The organism is Stenotrophomonas sp. ATCM1_4, from assembly GCF_004348115.1.
Taxonomy (GTDB): Bacteria; Pseudomonadota; Gammaproteobacteria; order Xanthomonadales; family Xanthomonadaceae; genus Stenotrophomonas; species Stenotrophomonas capsici.
In genome coordinates this window covers 1456727-1475620 of the sequence record NZ_QPFB01000001.1, presented here as the reverse complement: position 1 = coordinate 1475620, position 18894 = coordinate 1456727, and the positions used below count along the sequence as shown (strand labels likewise).

The following is an 18894-nucleotide window of genomic DNA, read 5'->3' as shown; positions in this document are numbered from 1 at the left end:
ATCGCCCCTCTCCCGCGCGTGGGAGGGGCTGGGGTCAGAACCGGTAGTTGAAGCTCAACGTGTAGTTGCTTGGTGCGCCGTAGTAGCCCACCTGGTACAGGCTGTTGATGTACTTGCGGTCGGTGAGGTTGTTGACGTTGGCGCGGACGGTGGCGTTGGGCAGCACGTCCCAGCCGATGAAGGCGTTGAGCAGGGCATAGCTGCCCTGGGCGATGGTGGTGCCGGTGTAGGTGTCCCGGGTGGAGATCGCGCTCTGCCAGCGCCCGCCGATGCCATAGGACAACGCCTCGTAGCCGGGAAGGCGCGAACTGAACACCAGGTTGGCGGTGCGGCGCGGCACCCAGGTGTAGGTATCACCGCCGTCCTGGTTGTTCATCGACAGGTGGGTGAAGCCGAACACCAGGCTGGCGTGCTCGCCAAGCTTGCCGGTGGCCTCGAATTCGACGCCCTTGGATTCCACGTCCACGCCGTAGTACCAGTACATCGCGGTATCCAGGTCATAGCCGCCGGAAGTCGCCAGGCCCTGCTGCTTGGCCTTGAACAGCGCCAACGTGGTCAGCAGGCGGCGGTCCAGCCACTCGGCCTTGACGCCAACCTCGTAGTTCACGCCCTTGGTCGGGTCCAGGTAGACGCGGTTGCGGTCGTACTGGTCCTGCGGCTGGTAGATGTCCGAGTAGCTCACGTAGCCCAGCACGCGGTCGTTGAAGTCCCAGGTGAAGCCGGCGTAGGGGCTGATGTTGCTTTCGGTCTGGTCGAAGTTGTTGCCGTTGTTGCCATCGCGGTGGTACTGCGCCCAGTTGAAGCCGACCACGGCCTTGAGGCGGTCGGTCAGGGCCAGGCGGGTGGCGCCATAACCACGCTTCAGACGCTGGTTGGTCCAGTTGGAGCGGGTGCGCGGGCCCCATTCCGGCTCGGCGATGGTGTTGCCGGCATACGGGAACGCCGGTAGCGCGCCGAACGCCGGGTCGTTGGGATCGACCGGGTGTTCCCAGGTGGTGGCGCTGCTCTTGGCCACGCTGACGCCGAGCATGGCCTCCTGCTCACGGCCGAACAGTTGGAAGCGACCGTTGAGGGTGACATCGCCCAGGTGCGAGTCCATGTCGTCGATGCCCTTGTAGGCCCAGCCGACCAGACCGGTGTGGGTCTGCGGGTCCAGGCCGGTGGTGCTGAAGGCGAAGAACAACTGGTCATCGTTGCCGATCTGGCGATAGTTGTAGGACGCCTTCACCTCCCAGTTCTCGCCCAGGTGGTGGGTGTACTCGGCGAAGGCGGTCCGGGTCCGGGTGTTCCAGTAGGTCCAGTCCTGGGTGGTGGACGCGCTGCGTCCCCAGCTCAGCTGGCTGCCATCGGTGTTGGCGAAGCTCAACGCGCCCCACATGTTCTGGTCGCTGTTGGCCTTCTGCCACGAATAGCCCAGCGTCAGCGTGCCGTTCTCGCCGATCTGGCCATCGACCACGCCGTACAGGAAGTTGCGGTCGTTGGTGAAGCCGCGCAGGTGCGAGTCGCCGTCCTCGTGCGCGGCCACCACGCGCGCGGCCCAACGGCCGTCGGCGGTGATCGGGGTGGAGTAGTCCACCTCCACGCGGCGCTTGCCCCACGAGCCCACGCTCACGCCCACTTCGCCCCTGGCTTCGTTGGTGGGGCGCTTGCGCACGTAGTTGATCGTGCCCGAGGCGTTGCCCACGCCGGTCAACAGGCCATTGGCACCGCGGATGACCTCCAGCTTCTCGTAGCCGAAGGCATCCATCGCGCCGGTGACGATGCCCCAGTCATTGGGCAGGCCGACGCCGTCGATCTGGGTGTTCTTGATCTCGAAACCGCGGGCCAGGTAGTTGGTGCGGTTGGTTTCCCATTCCTCCACCTGGATGCCGGTGGCCAGGCGCAGCGCGTCGTTGATGCTGTTGGCGCCGAACTGGGCCATCTGCGTGCGGTCCACCGTGCTGATCGACTGCGGGGTGTCCTTGATGTCCAGGTCCAGGTTGGTCGCCCCGTTGCTGACCCGGTTGGCGCGCTGGGAGACCACCCGCACCGCGTCCAGGGTGGTGGCGCTGGCATCGGCGGCGGTGCTTTCGGCGGCCACTGCCATCCCCGGGCTGGCCGCCAGGGCCAGGCTGATCGCCCACGGCAGGTGGCCGGAAATGGAACGGCGGCAACGGGGAGGCAAGCCGGCGCCAGGGGCCGGACGGCGGGGGGAGCGACTGGGGGACATGGAAGGCCTGGGGGGTTGGAAGGCGGGAAATCGCGTGACGGAGACGGGCGCATGCCACATCCGTTGTGGGCATCTGCCGATGGACAGGCAGGTAATAACGATTGAGAAATTAAATGCGAATGATTTGCATTTTGCAATATCCGGCCCAGTCAGGTTCTGCCGGTGAGGTGGTCGGTCGCGCTTTGCCGTACAAACGCACGGTGTGCGCCATTGCCGTATGGACGCGCGGCTCCCCGGCCGCCTTGTATGCTCGCGCTGGCCCATTGCCTGGAGGCGCCATGTCCGACGTGTTCGAGTCTGCGGTTCCCGCCGGGGGGGCTTCCGGCGCCCGGCGCCTGGGAGGGTGGGTGCTCTGGCTGCTGCTGGCCGCGATCAGCCTGCATTTCCTGTTCAAGGTGCTCGGCCAGTACGGACAGTTGGATCCGGAGCACTACACGATGTACTGGTCACGCCGCGGCTGGCTGTGGCTGCACATCGGCGGCGGCGTGCTTGGCATCGTGCTGGGGCCGGTGCAGTTCCTGAGCCGTTGGCCGCGTGCCCGGCCACGCCTGCACCGCTGGTCCGGCCGCTTCTACTTCGGGGGGATGCTGCTGGCCTGCGCGGCGGCGGTGGGCCTGATCGCCACCTCACCGGCGCCGCTGGCGATCACCCTGGCCTTCGCGGCCACCGCGCTGGCGTGGCTGGTGACCGCGCTGGTGGCAATGCTGGGCGTCCGCCGCGGCGACGTTGCCCGTCATCGTCGCTGGATGACGCGCGCCTACCTGGTGACGCTGGCACCGGTGAGCTTCCGCCTGTTGTTGCCGGCATGGATCGCGCTGGGCAACGCGCCGTCCCCGGACGTGATCGCGGTCCTGCTGTGGGTGAGCTGGGCGTTGCCGGTGTCACTGCACGTGGTCTGGGTGAACTGGCCCAGGCGCTCGCCGGTCATGGCGGCCGGTTGAGGTCGACGGCCGGTCGGTGGCGCGCTTCAGCCGTGGCGGTGTTGCCACACCAGGCCGGTAACCACGCCGGCCAGGCCGATGCCTGTCCCAAGCACGGCCGGGAGCACGCCTCCCGCGCCGCCGAAGTAAATCAGCAGCCCCAGCGCGGCACCGCCGAAGGTGGGCAGCCAGAACCGCCATGCCGTCAGGAACTCGGCGATGTCCAGCACGTCGAGCAGATCGGAAAGCGACATGTGAGCTCCTGAAGGGGTCCAACGTGGAGGGAGGCGGCATCACCGCAGGACACGCGCGCTAGTGGTTCCCAAGGCCGGCGATGGCCTGGCCGAAGCTTAGTTCATTGCCACTGGGGTCGGCGATGCGGAAATCGCGCATGCCATAGGGGCGGTCGCCGATCGGCACGACCATCGTCACGCCGGCTGCCTGCAGCGTGGCGTGGTACGCGTCGATGTCGGTCACGGCCAGATAGACGTGCGCCGCGCCTGCCGGCTTTGCCTCCGCGCGCTGCGTGAGCGTGATCTCGACCGCATCCCGGCACACGGCGGCGATCTCGGCGGGCTCGCCCCAGGACCAGGCAAGATCGAAACCCAGCGTGGTCCGGTAGAAGTCCAGCGACCGCGCGAGGTCATGCACGGAGAGGATCGGCGAAACGGATTCGAACATCATGTGGGCGGTCCTTTTCGTGGGCGGGTGGGCCTGCGCCGCGTCAACGCCATGCGCTCAGTCGCCGGCCAGCTCGCGCAGCTCGGTCACGCGCGCGATGTTGAGCTGCATCGGGCAGAACGCGTACATCGGCGAGCCCACGTAGGCACCGGCGAGGTCGCAATGCGTGTTGCGGTAGACCAGCCAGGACTTCTGCGCCTGCTCCAGCCGGTCCGCGTCCTGGGGCGACTGCGTCGAAAGACGGTCGTGGATGCGCTTGTACAGGGCATTCATCTCCGCCTTCACGTGCTCGGAGGTGGTCGACGAACAGGCATCCACCACGCCGTTGTTGAGGGTGCCGGCCCGGTCCACGCAGTCGGAGTACATGCGCTCGTAATCGGCATGCTCCGGCGCGGCCATGGCCGTGGCACAGGGAAGCAGCAGAGGCAGGAGTCGGCAGGGCAGGCGCATTGGACGTCCGGATGTCGGGGAGAAGCGGCCATGCAATCGCGGGCGGGTCGGTGGCGCAGCCACCGCGCCCGCGCACGGGCATTGCGCCGAAGCTTATCGGCTTTTGCGCCGCCGCAGCGCGGCGAGCGCGTCCCAAGGCAGGCTGCCGTCATCGGCCTCGACGGCCGTGGTGGTCCCGGCGTGGAGGATGAGATCGGTGGCGATGCCGCGCGGGCTCAGCACTGGAAGCCGAGCACGACATCCGTCCCGTCGCCGCTGGAGCGGTCCAGGTCACTGCGGCGTTGCAGCGGTTCGGTGCAGCCGCGCGGCGTGATGTAGTCCGAGGCCATGTCCACCAGCGCCGCCGCGTCCAGCGGCTTCCCGTCCTTGGCGCGGACATGGATGTAGTACGGCTGCTGGAACATCACGATGTAGGTATCAAGCACGTAGTGGCGGCCGTCGTGCTCCAGCTCGGCGTGGTTCTCGCTGACGGGGGCCCAGGTGCGGTCGATCAGCGTGCTGCGCGCGGCCAGGCAGGGGGTCGACAGCAGGGCGGCGGCGACAAGCATGGCGGTGGTGAATCCTTTCATGGGGTGTCCTGTGCGGTTGTGGGTATTACGCCAGCGGGCGCGGTTTCCGGGCGAGCGGGCAATGCCTGCATATCGGCCGCGCGGCGCGTTCCTTCAGTCAATCGCCGGCGCCCCGGGGCGTGTCGAAACCGCCGTGTGCCTTGCCGGATCGATGCGGCCGGCGCGTCCAGGTACGATCCGCTCGACGCAGGGCCGTTCAACGATGGCTGCGTGAGAGCACCATCGAATAGGCGAAGCGTCCCGGTGGGTGCAGGCTGATGGTGATCAGCAGCAGGCGGCCCTGGGTGTCGCGGTAACGGCGTTGCACGCGCAGCGCCGGTTCGTGCTTCCTGATATCCAGCAGCTTGGCGTCACCGGCGTCGAAGGAGGTGGCGTCGAACACCTGTTCCACCCGCGACAGCCGCCCCGGCTCCAGGAACCGGGCCAGCGTGCGCGCGGTGCTGGCGATGTCCAGGAAGCGCTCGGTGGGCACGCCGGTGCGGATCGGGATCAGCACCTCGATGACCGCGCCGGGCGCGTGGGTGTGTTCTTCCAGACGCAGGCAGTGCAGGCGCAGGTAGTCCTTGCCTTCGGCGATGTCCAGGTACTGCGCCATGGCCAGGTCGGCGATCAGGCGTTCGGCTTCGAGCACCTTCAGGCGGGCGGTGTTGCCGTACTGCATCAGCAGGTCGACGGTGTCGATCTGCTGCTCATAGCGCATGGCTGCGTTCTGCGCGATCACGCGGGTGCCCGCGCCCGGACGGCGCTGCACCAGCCCGGCGCTGATCAGCTGGGCCAACGCCGCGCGTGCGGTATGGCGGCTGACGTTGAAACGCTCGCACAGCTCCAGTTCGGTCGGCAGCAGGGTGCCCACCGGGTGGTCACCTTTCTCGATCGCCGCCTGCAGCAGGTCGCCGAGTTCGGCGTAGCGGGGCTTGCTGCGTCTGGTACCAGTCATCTGTACGGATCCTTGTTCAACGTCATTGCGAAGGCTCCTGCCCGCAACGTCCAGGCCCCTGCGATGTCCCATGACGGCCCGGAAGGCCAGGGCAGCGGCGGGCGTGGGATGGCCGGGGTTGGCCGGCGCTGCTGTCCGCATCCAACCACGCCGTGATCGCCGTTGCCGGAAGCCGCATCGCGTTGGGTGGGGACGGCAATGATGCCGTGGCCGGGCGTGGGTTGGCGAGCACCGGCATGACCGCACGTCGCCTGCCTGCAGGCCCGTGCCTGCGCTTGCGCTGCCCGCTTGTCCCAATGACGTGACGCTTGTGCGACGTCCACCGCTGTCAGGCAGTGGATTGAACCACCGGTGGAATGATCACCGGCAGCGCGTGCGGCACGAAACGGAATGTTGCGCGCGGCCGGCACCTGCCGTACCTCTGCACGCGAGGTGACACCTGTGGCGACGGTGCCGGCGTGCGGTGGCGGGACACACGCAATGGCTGGCGGGCGGCCTTCAGGCGCTGGCGGGCATGCGTGGGCCGCGCAGGATACCCGAAGCCCGGCGCGGTGCGCTTGCCCTGGGCTGGCCGGAAGCAGCCCGGCAGCCCGCTACCATGGGTGATGCGCCGCAGTGGTGGCGCCTTCCCCGGGTCCGTGCTGCAGGGTGGCTGAAATGACGTTGCTTGAAGGTGTCCGTGTCCTTGACCTGTCGCGCATCCTGGCCGGGCCGTGGTGCACGCAGGTGCTTGCCGATTTCGGCGCCGACGTGATCAAGGTCGAACGCCCCGGCGTGGGCGATGACACCCGCGGTTGGGGACCGCCCTACCTGAAGGATGGTGACGGCAACGACACCGCCGAGTCGGCGTATTACCTGTGCGCCAACCGCGGCAAGCGCTCGCTGGCCATCGACTTCACCACCCCCGAAGGGCAGGCGCTGGTCCATGCACTGGTCGGGCGCTGCGACGTGCTGGTGGAAAACTACAAGGTCGGTGGCCTGGCGAAGTACGGGCTGGACGCTGCCAGCCTGCTGGCGATCAACCCGAAGCTGGTGTACTGCTCGATCACCGGCTATGGCCAGGACGGTCCGTACGCGCAGCGCGCCGGCTATGACGCCGCCATCCAGGCCATCGGCGGGTTGATGAGCGTCACCGGCGAGCCGGATGGCGCGCCCGGCGCCGGCCCGCAGAAGGTGGGCGTCGCCGCCACCGACCTGATGACCGGCATGTATGCGGCCACCGCCATCCTGGCCGCGTTGCGCCATGCCGAGCGCACCGGCCGGGGCCAGCAGATCGACCTGGCATTGCTGGATACACAGGTGGCCTGGCTGGCCAACCAGGCTTCGAACTATCTGGTGGGTGGCCTGGTGCCGGACCGCCAGGGCACCGCGCATCCCAACATCGTGCCGTACCAGGTAATGCCGGCCGCGGACGGCTACTTCATGCTCGCCGTGGGCAACGACGCGCAGTTCGCGCGGCTCTGCGAGGTGATCGGCGAGGCGCAACTGGCCGTTGATCCGCGCTATGCCACCAACCGTGCCCGTGTCGCCCACCGTGCCGAGCTGGTGCCCCACCTGCAGCAGCGGCTGCGGACGCGGCCGGCCGCCGAATGGCTGGCCGCGCTGGAGGCCGCCGTGGTGCCGGCCAATCCGGTCAACCGCATCGACCAGGTGTTCGACGACCCGCAGGTACAGGCCCGCGGCCTGCGCATCGATGTGCCGCATGCCGCGGGCGGCACGGTGGCGATGGTGCGCAACCCGCTGAAGTTCTCGGCCACACCGTTGCAGTACACGCAGGCCGCGCCATTGCTGGGGCAGCACACCACGCAGGTGCTGGGAGAGGTGCTGGCCATGGGTGAAGCGCAACTGCAGCGGCTGCGCGGGCAGGGCGTGATCGGCGGGTAGTGTGTGAGTTGAAGCGCCCCCTCCCCAACCCTCCCCTTGGCTACGCCAAAGGGAGGGAGCGGAAACGGGTTTTGCTGCGAACGATCCGCTCGCGCAGAAGACCCCCTCCCTTGCGCCGCAGGCACAGGGCAGGGATTGGGCGCGTTTACGCGCCGCCCGGGAACCCGTGCTGGCGCCACGCTTCGAACACCACCACGGCGACCGAGTTGGACAGGTTCAGGCTGCGGTTGTTCGGTTGCATCGGCAGGCGCAGGCGGCGGCCGTCGGGCAGGGCATCGAGTACTTCCTGCGGCAGGCCACGGGTTTCCGGACCGAACAGGAAGGCATCACCGTCGGCGAAGGACACGCTGTCGTAGCGCACGCTGGCGCGGGTGCTCATGGCGAACAGGCGTTTGGGCACAATGCGCGCCAACGCGGTGTCCAGGTCCGGGTGGACCTGCATCTGCGCGTACTCGTGGTAATCCAGGCCGGCGCGCTTGAGCTGCTTGTCATTGAGGTCGAAGCCCAACGGCTCGATCAGGTGCAGCCGCGCGCCGGTATTGGCGCATAGCCGGATCACGTTGCCCGTGTTGGGCGGGATCTCGGGCTGGTACAGCAGGACATCGAAAACGGGTGCGGAAGTCATCGGCGAAGTTTACGCCGCGGTGCCTCCCGCAGGGCGTGGGCTTACTTGGCGATCACGCTCTGCACGACCACGCCTTCGACCGCGCCGGCAGCCATTTCCACGGCCTTGGCCTGCACCTGCTCCAGGTCCGGGCGGACGTTGACGGCCGGCAGCGAGACGATCCACTGGCCAACGTTGGCACCGATGGCCACCGGGGTGTTGGCGGCCAGGCGCGAGGCGGCCTGTTCTGCCATCAGCTCGACGATCTGGCCGACGGTCGGGCGCACCTGCACGGCGGCCAGGGTCGGGATGCTGCTGTTGGCTTCATGGGTGGCCTGGGCGATCTGGTCGGCCGACGGGCGGACCTGCACGGTCTCCAGGGTGGTGATGTCCGAAGCGTGCACCGCGGAGGCAAACCCGGTGCCGGCAACGAGGGCGATGGCGAAGGCGAAGGACTTGGCGTTCATGGCGATACCTGTGTGGTGTGTGTGAACAGCGGTGTGGTAGTAAAGTAGTACACCAAATATCGGGATGCAAGAACTTTTTCAACTTCCCGAGGTTTATTCAGCATCCAGTCATGTTGCTTTAGGGTTGATCTGGACGCACTCAGGAGTACGCAGGACGCGTGCCAACTGCATCTTGTTGAATTTAAAGGATGTTTTTGATTCTGAAAGTGTCCGCTGTCCGGACACTGGGTGTGCGCAGGGGTTGTCCGCGGACACCGGCCGCCGTTGACGGGCGGCCATGACGCTTGGCGTATGCGGTGGAAGGCGCAGGACGGTTAGGATCGGCGCTCACTTCATGCCCAAGGAAAGTGGAATGAACGCTGCACCCCGTACCGCCCTGTTGACCCTCGCGCTGAGTGCTGCCCTCGGAGGATTCGTCGGCACGCCGCTGCCGGCGCAAGCCAAGACCAAATCGGTGACCGCCGCAGCCACCGTCGACATTCCCTACGACGAGTTCACCCTGCCCAACGGGCTGCGCGTGCTGGTGCACACCGATCGCAAGGCGCCGATCGTGGCGGTCAACCTCTGGTACCACGTGGGCAGCAAGGACGAGCCGGCTGGCCGCAGCGGCTTCGCCCACTTGTTCGAGCACCTGATGTTCAACGGCAGCGAAAACGCGCCGGGCGAATACTTCACGCCGTTCGAGGCGGCCGGTGCCACCGACATGAACGGCACCACCAACACCGACCGTACCAACTACTTCGAGAACATCCCGACCACCGCGCTGGACATGGCGTTGTGGATGGAGTCCGACCGCATGGGCCACCTGCTCGGCGCCATCGACCAGAAGACCCTGGACGAACAGCGCGGCGTGGTCCAGAACGAAAAGCGCCAGGGCGAGAACCAGCCCTATGGCCAGCTGCGCGAAGTCGTCTCGCGCACGATGTTCCCGGTGGGCCACCCGTACCACCACACCACCATTGGTTCGATGAACGACCTCAACGCGGCTTCACTGGAAGACGTGAAGACCTGGTTCCGCACCTGGTACGGCCCGAACAACACGGTGCTGGTGCTGGCCGGCGACATCGACGTGGCCACCGCCCGGGAAAAGGTCGCCCGCTACTTCGGCGACATCCCGGCCACCCCGACCATGTCCCAGCCCAAGGTGGACGTGGCGGTGCTCGCGCAGAACGGCCGCACCGAGCTGGAGGACAAGGTCCCGCAGGTGCTGGTGCAGCGCATGTGGAACGTGCCGCAGGTCGGCGACAAGGACGCCGACCTGCTCGACCTGACCTCGCAGGTGCTTGGCGGCAGCGCCAGCTCGCGCCTGGACGAGCGCCTGGTCCACCGCGACAAGCTGGTGGACAGCGTCAGCACCAGCAACTACGGCTCGCAGCTGGCCGGCAACTTCTCGATCCGCGCGCTGGTCAAGCAGGGCGTGGACCCGGCCAGGGTCGAAGCGGTGATCGACGAGGAGCTGCAGCGCCTGATCAAGGACGGCCCGACCGCCGAGGAACTGGCCCGCGCCCAGACCGATTACCGTGCAGGCTTCATCCGCGGCATCGAGCGCATCGGTGGCTTCGGCGGCAAGGCCGACGCGCTGGCTTCCTGCGCCACCTTCACCGGCAACCCGGCCTGCTTCCGTGAGTCGCTGGCCACCGTGGCCAGCGCCACACCGGCGACGGTGCGTGCGGCCACCGCCAAGTGGCTGGGCAACCCGAGCCACACCTTCGTGGTCAAGCCGGGCGAGCGCAAGCCGCTGGTCGAGGAGGCCTCGGCCAAGCCGGCGCCGTTCCAGTTGCCGGCGGTGGATGCCAAGTACACCACCACCGCCAGCAACGTCGACCGCAAGGCCGGCGTGCCGGGCGTGGACAGCTTCCCGCAGCTGGTCTTCCCGGCGCTGCAGCACGCCACCCTGAAGAACGGCAGCAAGGTGATCCTGGCCGAGCGCCATGACACCCCGGTGGTGAACATCAGCTACGAGTTCGCCGGTGGCTACTCCAGTGACCACGGCGGCAAGCTGGGCACGGCCAACTTCGCCAGCCAGATGCTCGACGAGGGCTCGGGTGAACTGAACTCGCTGGCGTTCAAGGCCCGTGCCGAGGACCTGGGCGCGCAGCTCAGTGCCGGTGCCGCGCTGGATGGTTCCAACGCCTACCTGTCGGCGCTGACCGAGAACCTGGACGCGTCGGTGCAGCTGTTCGCCAACATGCTGCGTGCACCGCGCTTCGACCAGGCCGAAATCGACCGCGTCAAGGGCCAGTGGCTGTCCGGGATCGCCCAGGAGAAGGCGCGTCCGCAGACCGCCGCGCTACGCGTGCTGCCGCCGCTGCTGTACGGCGCCGACCACCCGTACGGCATGCCGTTCACCGGCAGCGGCACCGAAGCCTCGGTCGCGGCGATCAGCCGCCAGGACCTGCTCAACTACCAGAAGCAGTGGCTGCGCCCGGAGCAGGCCACGGTGATCGTGGTCGGCGACACCACGCTGGCGGAGATCGTGCCGGTGCTGGACAAGCACTTCGGCGACTGGAAGGGCGAGGGTGCCGCACCGGCGAAGGTGGACGTGGCCCAGGTGGCACGCCCGACCGCGCCGCGCGTGTTCCTGATCGACCAGCCCGGCGCGGTGCAGGCCAACATCTATGCCGGCGAGCTGATGCCCTCCACTCGTGACCCGGGTGCGGTGCAGCTGGAGATGTCCAACGAAGTGCTGGGCGGCTCGTTCACCTCGCGCCTGAACATGAACCTGCGCGAAGACAAGCACTGGTCCTACGGGGCCCGCACCGTGATCACTTCGGCGCAGGGCCAGCGCCCGTTCCTGGGCATTGCCCCGGTGCAGATCGACAAGACCGCCGAATCGGCCGCCGAGATGCTGCGTGAGATCGCCGAGTACGGCACCGGCAAGGTGCCGGCCACCCAGGCCGAAGTGACCAAGGTGGTCGACAACGACCTGCGCAGCCAGCCCGGCGCCTATGAAACCGCGCAGGCGGTGATGGGCACCATTGGTGGCATCGTCCGCTACGGGCGCCCGGACAACTGGGTGCAGGTGCGCAACGAGCAGGTGGCCAACTTCACCCCGGCGCAGGCCAGGGACGCGGCCAAGGCAATCGACCCGAACGCCCTGACCTGGGTGATCGTCGGCGACCTGTCCAAGATCGAGGCCCCGGTCCGCGCGCTCAAGCTGGGCGAAGTGACCGTGATCGATGCCGACGGCAAGCCGGTGGCCAAGGCCAAGTAAGCCGTAGCGCCCGCTCCCGTGCGCGGGAGCGGGCAGGCAAGGAGGAACAGGCCCCTCTCCCGCCCGCGGGGGAGGGGGTGGGGTGAGGGCCGCCCCCCGCGTCCGGGATCATGACGTGTTCATCCATTGACGGCACAATCCGTTCTGCACTTCACAAGGAATAGTCCATGCGCGTCCTGCTTCTGTCCGTCCTCATCGCCAGCACCGCCGCCTGCACCTGGGTGCCGATCGAGTCCAGCGGCAAGGCCACGCGCGTGCTGCCGGCCGGCCCGGTGGCGCCGGGCTGCATCAACAAGGGCGAGATCGTGGTCTCGGTCAAGAACAAGGTGGGCTTCTACAACCGCAACCCGCTGCGCGTGCAGGAAGAGCTGGAAACCCTGGCCCGCAACGAGGCCCCCAGCGCCGGCGCCAACGCGGTGCAGGCCACCAGCCAGCCGGCCGATGGCAGCCAGCGCTTCGCCGCCTACCAGTGCCCGCCGCGCTGAGCAGGGGGTAGCTGCGGCCCTGGCGACTCCATACGCCGGGGCCGGAATTTGTAAAGATGCGGTAAAAAGGCGCAGACGCTAGAATAGCGCCCCCTTCGCCTGAGTCTTGGCGCTTTCCGATGCCTTTCCAGAATGTCTCGATCGCGGGACTGGCGCATATTGATGCGCCGCATACGCTGACCTCCAAGGAAATCAACGAGCGTCTCCAGCCCACGCTGGAGCGCCTGGGGATTCGTGCCGACGTGCTTGGCGACATCGCGGGCATCCACGCACGGCGCCTGTGGGACCAGGGTACGCAGGCTTCGGACGCGGCCACCATGGCCGGCCAGAAGGCACTGGAAGACGCCGGCATCACCGCCGACAAGGTGGGCCTGCTGGTCAATACCTCGGTCAGCCGTGACTACCTGGAGCCGTCCACCGCCTCGATCGTGTCCGGCAACCTGGGCATCGGCGAGGACTGCGTCACCTTCGACATCGCCAACGCCTGCCTGGCCTTCATCAACGGCATGGACGTGGCCGCGCGCATGCTTGAGCGCGGCGACATCGACTACGCGTTGATCGTCGACGGCGAGACCTCCAACCTGGTCTACGAGAAGACGCTCGAGCGCATGATGTCCCCGGACATCACCGCCCAGCAGCTGCGCGACGAAGTGGCCGCGCTGACCACCGGTTCCGGTGCCGCCGCCATGGTGCTGGCACGCTCGGAGCTGGTGCCGGACGCACCGCGCTACAAGGGTGGGGTGACCCGCGCGGCCAACCAGTGGAACAAGCTGTGCGTGGGCAACCTGGACCGCATGGTCACCGATACCCGCCTGCTGCTGATCGAAGGCATCAAGCTGGCCACCAAGACCTTCGAGGCCACCCGCATCGCGCTGGGCTGGGCCGTGGAGGAGATCGACCAGTTCGTCATCCACCAGGTCAGCCAGCCGCACACCAACGCCTTCATCAAGGCCTTCGGCATCGACCCGAAGAAGGTGATGACCATCTTCGGCGAGCACGGCAACATCGGCCCGGCCTCGGTGCCGATCGTGCTGAGCAAGCTGCGCCAGCTCGGCAAGCTCAAGAAGGGCGACCGCGTCGCGCTGATGGGCATTGGCTCGGGCCTGAACTGCACGATGGCCGAGGTGGTCTGGTAACGCGCTTTTCCCTTCTCCCCAAGCGGAGGAGGGCTTTGATCACGGGGCCGGTTCTGCCGGCCTTTTTCGCAGGTGTGACCCGATGAGCACGTTCCCCGGCTACCCCAGCAACACCCACCGTTTCGAAGTACGCCCCGGCTTGTCGATGAACTACATCGACGAGGGCCCGCGCGATGGCGAGGTGGTGGTGATGCTGCACGGCAACCCGTCGTGGAGCTACCTGTGGCGGCATCTGGTCAACGGCCTGAGCGACAAATACCGCTGCATCGTGCCGGACCACATCGGCATGGGCCTGTCCGACAAGCCGGACGACAGCCGCTATGACTACACCCTGCAGTCGCGCGTGGATGACCTGGACGCGCTGCTGCGCCACCTGGGCATCACCGGCCCGGTGACCCTGGCCGTGCACGACTGGGGCGGCATGATCGGCTTCGGCTGGGCGCTGTCGCACCATGCCCAGGTCAAGCGCCTGGTGATCACCAATACCGCGTCGTTCCCGCTGCCGGCGGCCAAGCCGATGCCGTGGCAGATCGCCATGGGCCGGCACTGGAAGCCGGGCGAGTGGTTCATCCGCACCTTCAATGCGTTCTCCTCCGGTGCGTCCTGGCTGGGCGTGAGCCGGCGCATGCCGGCCGACGTGCGGCGTGCCTACGTGGCCCCGTACGACAGTTGGGACAACCGCATCTCCACCATCCGCTTCATGCAGGACATCCCGCTGTCGCCGGCCGACAAGGCCTGGTCGCTGCTGGAGCGTGCCGCCGCGGCGCTGCCGTCCTTCGCCGATCGCCCCGTGTACATCGCCTGGGGCCTGCGTGACATCTGCTTCGACCATCACTTCCTGGCCGGCTTCCGCGCGGCATTGCCGCAGGCCGAGGTGACCGCGTTCGAGGATGCCAACCACTACGTGCTGGAAGACAAGCACGAGGTGATCGTGCCGGCCGTGCGTGCGTTCCTGGAGCGCAACCCGATCGCCTGATGCGCCTGGCGTGGCGGCGTGGCCGCCCGGGTGGGTGCACGCGTCTCCACGCCGCGTTGCTGCAGGGCGCTGAACGATCGGTGGCTTCGCCGCCGGGGCCGCTCCTGCCGGCCGTGTCTGTGCCAAGCTGTCCGCCTACCCGTACATGGAGCGATGGATGGATTTCGACAGTCTGGACCGTGAGCTGCGCGACAGCGTGCAGGACCGGGTGCTCAGCCCGCAGGAAAAGGTCGAGCTGCGCGAGCTCGGCGAAGAGCTGCCACCGGACCGCGTGCGTTTCCTGCGCAACCGGGCCTTCGACATCGCCCGCGAACAGATCGCCGCCAATCCGGCCGACGCGCTGCCGCTGCTCAAATGGGTCGAGCAGATCGTGCGCACCCTGGATGCCACCGCCGATGTCCCGGAGACCCTGAGCAGCGTCTACTTCTCGCCGGGGGATGCCTGCATGCAGCGCCTGCGCGGGCTGTGCACCAGTGCAAAGAAGAGTCTGGACATCTGCGTATTCACCATTTCCGACGACCGCCTGACCAGCGTCATCCTCGATGCGCACAAGCGCGGCGTGCAGGTGCGCATCGTCAGCGACAACGACAAGCTCTACGACGATGGCAGCGACATCCGTCGCCTGCACGAGGCCGGCATCGCGGTGCACGTGGACCACACCCAATACCACATGCACCACAAGTTCGCGCTGTTCGACGGCAAGCTGCTGGCCAACGGCAGCTTCAACTGGACGCGCACCGCCACCTCGTACAACGACGAGAACCTGGTGGTCACCAACGACCGCAACCTGGTGCGCAGCTTCGCGCAGGAGTTCGAGGACCTGTGGGGGCGTTACACCGCGCTGTGAAGCGCCCTGCAGCGGGCTGCCGGCTCGGCAGCCCCGGGTAAGCGCGGCGGCGGGAGCTCAGGCGGCGACCGGCGTGTTCGGTGGCGAGGAGGGGCTGTTGCCGTTGTCGTCGGGATGGTCGTCGTCATTGTCGGCGTCATCGCGCCAGCGCCAGTCCGCCAGGGTCAGCGGCGCCATGCCATGCGCGATGCGCGCGCGGTCGCACTGCGAGCTGGCCTTGCCGTACTCCCACGAGGCGTCCACCTCGCGGCACACGCTGGGCCGGTTGGGATGGATGGTGCAGCGCGAGTACACGCCGATTTCCGAATCCAGCGCCACGCAGCGGATCGGGTCCGAGTACGTGCCCTGCATGCACAGGCGATGCGGGTCCAGGCGCTGGGTCAGCTGGTGCGGCACGCCGCCTTCGGTGACTTCATCCGATTCCATCCAATGGAAGGCGACACGGTACTGGGTGCAGCAGGCACCACACGTCAGGCAGGGATGGGGCATGGGAAGCCGGCCTTCGGGCGGCAGCGGGGCGATGGGGAAGGCACGGAATTTTCCACGCTGCCGGGCCGCGCGCAAGAATTTTCTTCAGCGGCGACAATAGGAAGATGAACAAACACTGCAATATCGCCGCGCGCCTGCCTGAACTGGCGCGTGAACGCCCCGACCAGATCGCCATCCGTTGTCCGGGCCGACCCGGTCCCGGGGGCATGGCTGCCTACGACGTGACCCTGGATTACCGCAGTCTGGATGCGCGCAGCGATGCGATCGGTGCCGGGTTGGCCGCGTATGGCATCGGTCGCGGCGTGCGCACGGTGGTGATGGTGCGCCCGGGGCCGGCGTTCTTCCTGCTGATGTTCGCCCTGTTCAAGATCGGCGCGGTGCCGGTGCTGGTCGACCCGGGCATCGACAGGCGTGCGTTGCGCCAATGCCTGGACGAAGCCCAGGCGCAGGCCTTCATCGGTATCCCGCTGGCGCACCTGGCGCGCCTGCTGCTGGGCTGGTCGAAGTCCGCCACCCGCCTGGTCACGGTGGGCCGGCGCTGGGGCTGGGGGGGCACCACGCTGGCCGTGCTGGAGGCGGCCGGCAGTGGCAAGGGCAGCCAGCTGGTTGATACCGCGCCCGATGACGTGGCCGCGATCCTGTTCACCAGTGGCTCGACCGGCGTGCCCAAGGGCGTGGTGTACCGCCACCGCCATTTCGTCGGCCAGGTGGAGCTGCTGGGCAATGCCTTCGGCATGCAACCCGGTGGCGTGGACCTGCCGACCTTCCCGCCGTTCGCCTTGTTCGACCCGGCGCTGGGCCTGACCTCGGTGATCCCGGACATGGATCCGACCCGGCCGGGCAGCGCCGACCCGCGCAAGCTGCATGACGCGATCAATCGCTTCGGCGTGACCCAGCTGTTCGGCTCGCCGGCGTTGATGCGGGTGCTGGCCGAACACGGCCAGCCGCTGCCGACGATCACCCGCGCCACCTCGGCCGGCGCGCCGGTGCCACCGGAGACGGTAGCCAGGATCCGCGCGCTGCTGCCCGAGCATGCGCAGTTCTGGACGCCGTACGGGGCCACCGAATGCCTGCCGGTGGCGGTGATCGAGGGCCGCGAGCTGCAGGACACCCGCAGCGCCACCGAGGCCGGTGCCGGTACCTGCGTGGGCCGCGTGGTGCCGCCCAACCAGGTGCGCATCATCGCCATCACCGACGCGCCGATCGCGGAGTGGAGTGGGGTGCGCGAGTTGCCGGTTGGCGAAGTAGGCGAGATCACCGTGGTTGGCCCGACCACCACCGACAGTTACTTCAATCGTCCGCAGGCCACGGCCGCGGCGAAGATCCGCGAGGTACTCGGCGATGGCGGTGAGCGCATCGTGCACCGCATGGGCGACGTGGGGTGGTTCGACGCGCAGGGCCGCCTGTGGTTCTGCGGGCGCAAGACCCAGCGCGTGGAAACCGCGCAGGGCCCGCTGTACACCGAGCAGGTCGAGCCGGTGTTCAACACCGTCGCCGGCGTGCGCCGCACCGCGCTGGTCGGCGTGGGCGCGCCGGGCCGCCAGGTGCCGGTGCTGTGCTACGAGCTGCTGCCGGGCGCCGATGCGGTGCAGGTGGAAGCGCAGTTGCGTGCGCTGGCCGCGGCGCAGCCGACGCTGGCCGGGATTGCCACGTTCCTGCGCCATCCGGGTTTTCCGGTGGATATCCGTCATAACGCCAAGATCGGGCGCGAGAAGCTGGCGGTGTGGGCGACGGAGAAGCTGGGGGTTTAGGGCCCAAAGCACGACCCCTCCCCGGCCCTCCCCTTGGCTGCGCCAAAGGGAGGGAGCAGAAGCGTGGCTTTCGCGATGACCTGACCGACCTGCATGAACCACCCCCTCCCTTTGGCACAGCCAAGGGGAGGACTGGTGAGGGGAAGAACGCGGTTCCGGCCAGATCCCCAAAACCCCAGGCCCTCCGCTGCTGCGATACTTGCAACCCGAACAGCCGGCACAGGGGCCGGCAGCAGAGGCGATCGAACAGATGAAGATTCTTGTCACCGGTGGCGGTGGGTTCCTGGGCCAGGCCTTGTGCCGCGGGCTGGTCGAGCGCGGGCATGAGGTGCTCAGCTTCAATCGCGGCCATTACCCGGCGCTGCAGGCGCTCGGCGTGGGCCAGATCCGGGGTGACCTGGCCGATGCCAATGCGGTGCATCACGCCGCCGCCGGCGTTGGCGCGATCTTCCACAACGCCGCCAAGGCCGGTGCCTGGGGCAGTTATGACAGCTATTTCCAGGCCAACGTGGTCGGTACCCGCAACGTGCTGGCCGCGTGCCGCGCGCATGGCATCGGCCGGCTGGTCTACACCTCCACGCCCAGCGTGACCCATCGCGCGACCCATCCGGTGGAAGGCCTCGGTGCGGATGAAGTGCCTTACGGCGAGGACTTCCAGGCACCCTATGCGGCCACCAAGACCCTCGCCGAGCAGGAAGTGCTGGCCGCCAACGGTGCCGAGCTGGCCACCGTAGCATTGCGTCCGCGCCTGATCTGGGGCCCGGGCGACAACCAGTTGGTGCCGCGCCTGGCCGAGCGTGCCCGCGCCGGCCGGTTACGCTTCGTCGGCGATGGCAGCAACAAGGTCGATACCACGTTCATCGACAACGCCGCGCAGGCGCACTTCGATGCCTTCGATCACCTGGTGGTCGGCGCGGCCTGCGCCGGCAAGGCCTACTTCATCTCCAACGGTGAGCCGCTGGAGATGCGCGTGCTGCTCAACAAGCTGCTGGCCGCGGTCGATGCACCGCCGGTGACCAAGACCATTTCGTTCAAGACCGCCTACCGCATCGGCGCGGTGTGCGAGCGGCTGTGGCCGCTGCTGCGGCTGCGCGGCGAGCCGCCGATGACGCGCTTCCTGGCCGAACAGCTGTGCACGCCGCATTGGTATTCGATGGAACCGGCGCGCCGCGATTTCGGCTATGTCCCGCAGGTGAGCATCGCCGAAGGCCTGCGCTGCCTGGCGGCCGGTCGCTGAAGCGCAGGGTCGTCATCCGGCGCTCACGCCTCCATCAC

At 67.9% G+C, this 18894-nt stretch carries 17 protein-coding genes and 1 pseudogene; 9 read left to right on the top strand and 9 right to left on the bottom strand.

Annotation, left to right across the window (positions count from 1 at the left end; all coding sequences use genetic code 11):
* Positions 1–34 precede the first annotated feature (34 nt).
* Positions 35–2164, bottom strand: a complete 2130-nt coding sequence (locus ATCM_RS07045) for a TonB-dependent siderophore receptor (protein ID WP_243693972.1) — start codon at positions 2162–2164, stop codon at positions 35–37.
* Positions 2165–2487: 323 nt separating this feature from the next.
* Here ATCM_RS07045 and ATCM_RS07040 point away from each other — a divergent pair, with 323 nt between their 5' ends.
* Complete coding sequence (locus tag ATCM_RS07040) at positions 2488–3150, top strand: DUF2306 domain-containing protein (protein ID WP_165931138.1); 663 nt, start codon at positions 2488–2490, stop codon at positions 3148–3150.
* Between the two features lie 26 nt (positions 3151–3176).
* On the opposite strand, the gene ATCM_RS07035 is transcribed toward ATCM_RS07040, so the two are convergent.
* The 5 genes and pseudogenes from ATCM_RS07035 to ATCM_RS07015 all read right to left on the bottom strand — a co-directional run bounded on the left by ATCM_RS07035 (position 3177) and on the right by ATCM_RS07015 (position 5766).
* Positions 3177–3383: a hypothetical protein gene (locus ATCM_RS07035; protein ID WP_132863695.1), complete on the bottom strand. Its 207-nt coding sequence runs from the start codon at positions 3381–3383 to the stop codon at positions 3177–3179.
* A 58-nt stretch (positions 3384–3441) separates the two neighbouring features.
* Positions 3442–3816 (bottom strand): annotated as a pseudogene (locus ATCM_RS07030) (VOC family protein); the annotation flags it as partial.
* Positions 3817–3867: 51 nt separating this feature from the next.
* Entirely contained in the window at positions 3868–4209 is a 342-nt protein-coding gene (locus ATCM_RS07025) for a lysozyme inhibitor LprI family protein (RefSeq protein WP_132863692.1), read from the bottom strand.
* Between the two features lie 266 nt (positions 4210–4475).
* On the bottom strand, positions 4476–4829 hold the full coding sequence (locus ATCM_RS07020) for a hypothetical protein (RefSeq protein ID WP_132863691.1): 354 nt from the start codon (positions 4827–4829) through the stop codon (positions 4476–4478).
* A 196-nt stretch (positions 4830–5025) separates the two neighbouring features.
* Positions 5026–5766 (bottom strand): GntR family transcriptional regulator, encoded by a 741-nt coding sequence (locus ATCM_RS07015; protein WP_165931137.1) that lies wholly within the window; start codon positions 5764–5766, stop codon positions 5026–5028.
* A gap of 657 nt (positions 5767–6423) precedes the next feature.
* Between ATCM_RS07015 and ATCM_RS07010 the strand changes: the two genes are divergently transcribed.
* Positions 6424–7650, top strand: a complete 1227-nt coding sequence (locus ATCM_RS07010; protein ID WP_132863688.1) for a CaiB/BaiF CoA-transferase family protein — start codon at positions 6424–6426, stop codon at positions 7648–7650.
* A gap of 145 nt (positions 7651–7795) precedes the next feature.
* Here the strand turns inward: ATCM_RS07010 and ATCM_RS07005 are convergent, their stop codons facing one another.
* A complete protein-coding gene (locus ATCM_RS07005; protein ID WP_132863687.1) occupies positions 7796–8275 on the bottom strand; it encodes a tRNA (cytidine(34)-2'-O)-methyltransferase in 480 nt (159 codons plus the stop codon).
* Between the two features lie 41 nt (positions 8276–8316).
* Entirely contained in the window at positions 8317–8721 is a 405-nt protein-coding gene (locus ATCM_RS07000) for a hypothetical protein (RefSeq protein WP_132863685.1), read from the bottom strand.
* 352 nt (positions 8722–9073) lie between these two features.
* On the opposite strand from ATCM_RS07000, the gene ATCM_RS06995 reads away from it, so the two are divergent.
* The 5 genes from ATCM_RS06995 (at position 9074) to ATCM_RS06975 (ending at position 15379) form a co-directional block, all read left to right on the top strand.
* Positions 9074–11935 (top strand): pitrilysin family protein, encoded by a 2862-nt coding sequence (locus tag ATCM_RS06995; protein ID WP_132863684.1) that lies wholly within the window; start codon positions 9074–9076, stop codon positions 11933–11935.
* 167 nt (positions 11936–12102) lie between these two features.
* A complete protein-coding gene (locus tag ATCM_RS06990) occupies positions 12103–12420 on the top strand; it encodes a DUF4156 domain-containing protein (protein ID WP_132863682.1) in 318 nt (105 codons plus the stop codon).
* A 119-nt stretch (positions 12421–12539) separates the two neighbouring features.
* On the top strand, positions 12540–13556 hold the full coding sequence (locus ATCM_RS06985; protein WP_132863681.1) for a 3-oxoacyl-ACP synthase III: 1017 nt from the start codon (positions 12540–12542) through the stop codon (positions 13554–13556).
* Between the two features lie 82 nt (positions 13557–13638).
* Positions 13639–14532 (top strand): alpha/beta fold hydrolase, encoded by an 894-nt coding sequence (locus ATCM_RS06980; protein ID WP_132863679.1) that lies wholly within the window; start codon positions 13639–13641, stop codon positions 14530–14532.
* A 157-nt stretch (positions 14533–14689) separates the two neighbouring features.
* Entirely contained in the window at positions 14690–15379 is a 690-nt protein-coding gene (locus ATCM_RS06975; RefSeq protein WP_132863678.1) for a phospholipase D-like domain-containing protein, read from the top strand.
* Positions 15380–15436: 57 nt separating this feature from the next.
* Here ATCM_RS06975 and ATCM_RS06970 read toward each other — a convergent pair whose 3' ends face one another.
* Entirely contained in the window at positions 15437–15868 is a 432-nt protein-coding gene (locus ATCM_RS06970; RefSeq protein ID WP_132863676.1) for a YkgJ family cysteine cluster protein, read from the bottom strand.
* Positions 15869–15972: 104 nt separating this feature from the next.
* Between ATCM_RS06970 and oleC the strand changes: the two genes are divergently transcribed.
* Positions 15973–17619 (top strand): olefin beta-lactone synthetase, encoded by a 1647-nt coding sequence (gene oleC, locus ATCM_RS06965; RefSeq protein ID WP_132863675.1) that lies wholly within the window; start codon positions 15973–15975, stop codon positions 17617–17619.
* Between the two features lie 250 nt (positions 17620–17869).
* A complete protein-coding gene (gene oleD / locus ATCM_RS06960; RefSeq protein ID WP_132863673.1) occupies positions 17870–18856 on the top strand; it encodes a 2-alkyl-3-oxoalkanoate reductase in 987 nt (328 codons plus the stop codon).
* Positions 18857–18894: the final 38 nt, after the last annotated feature.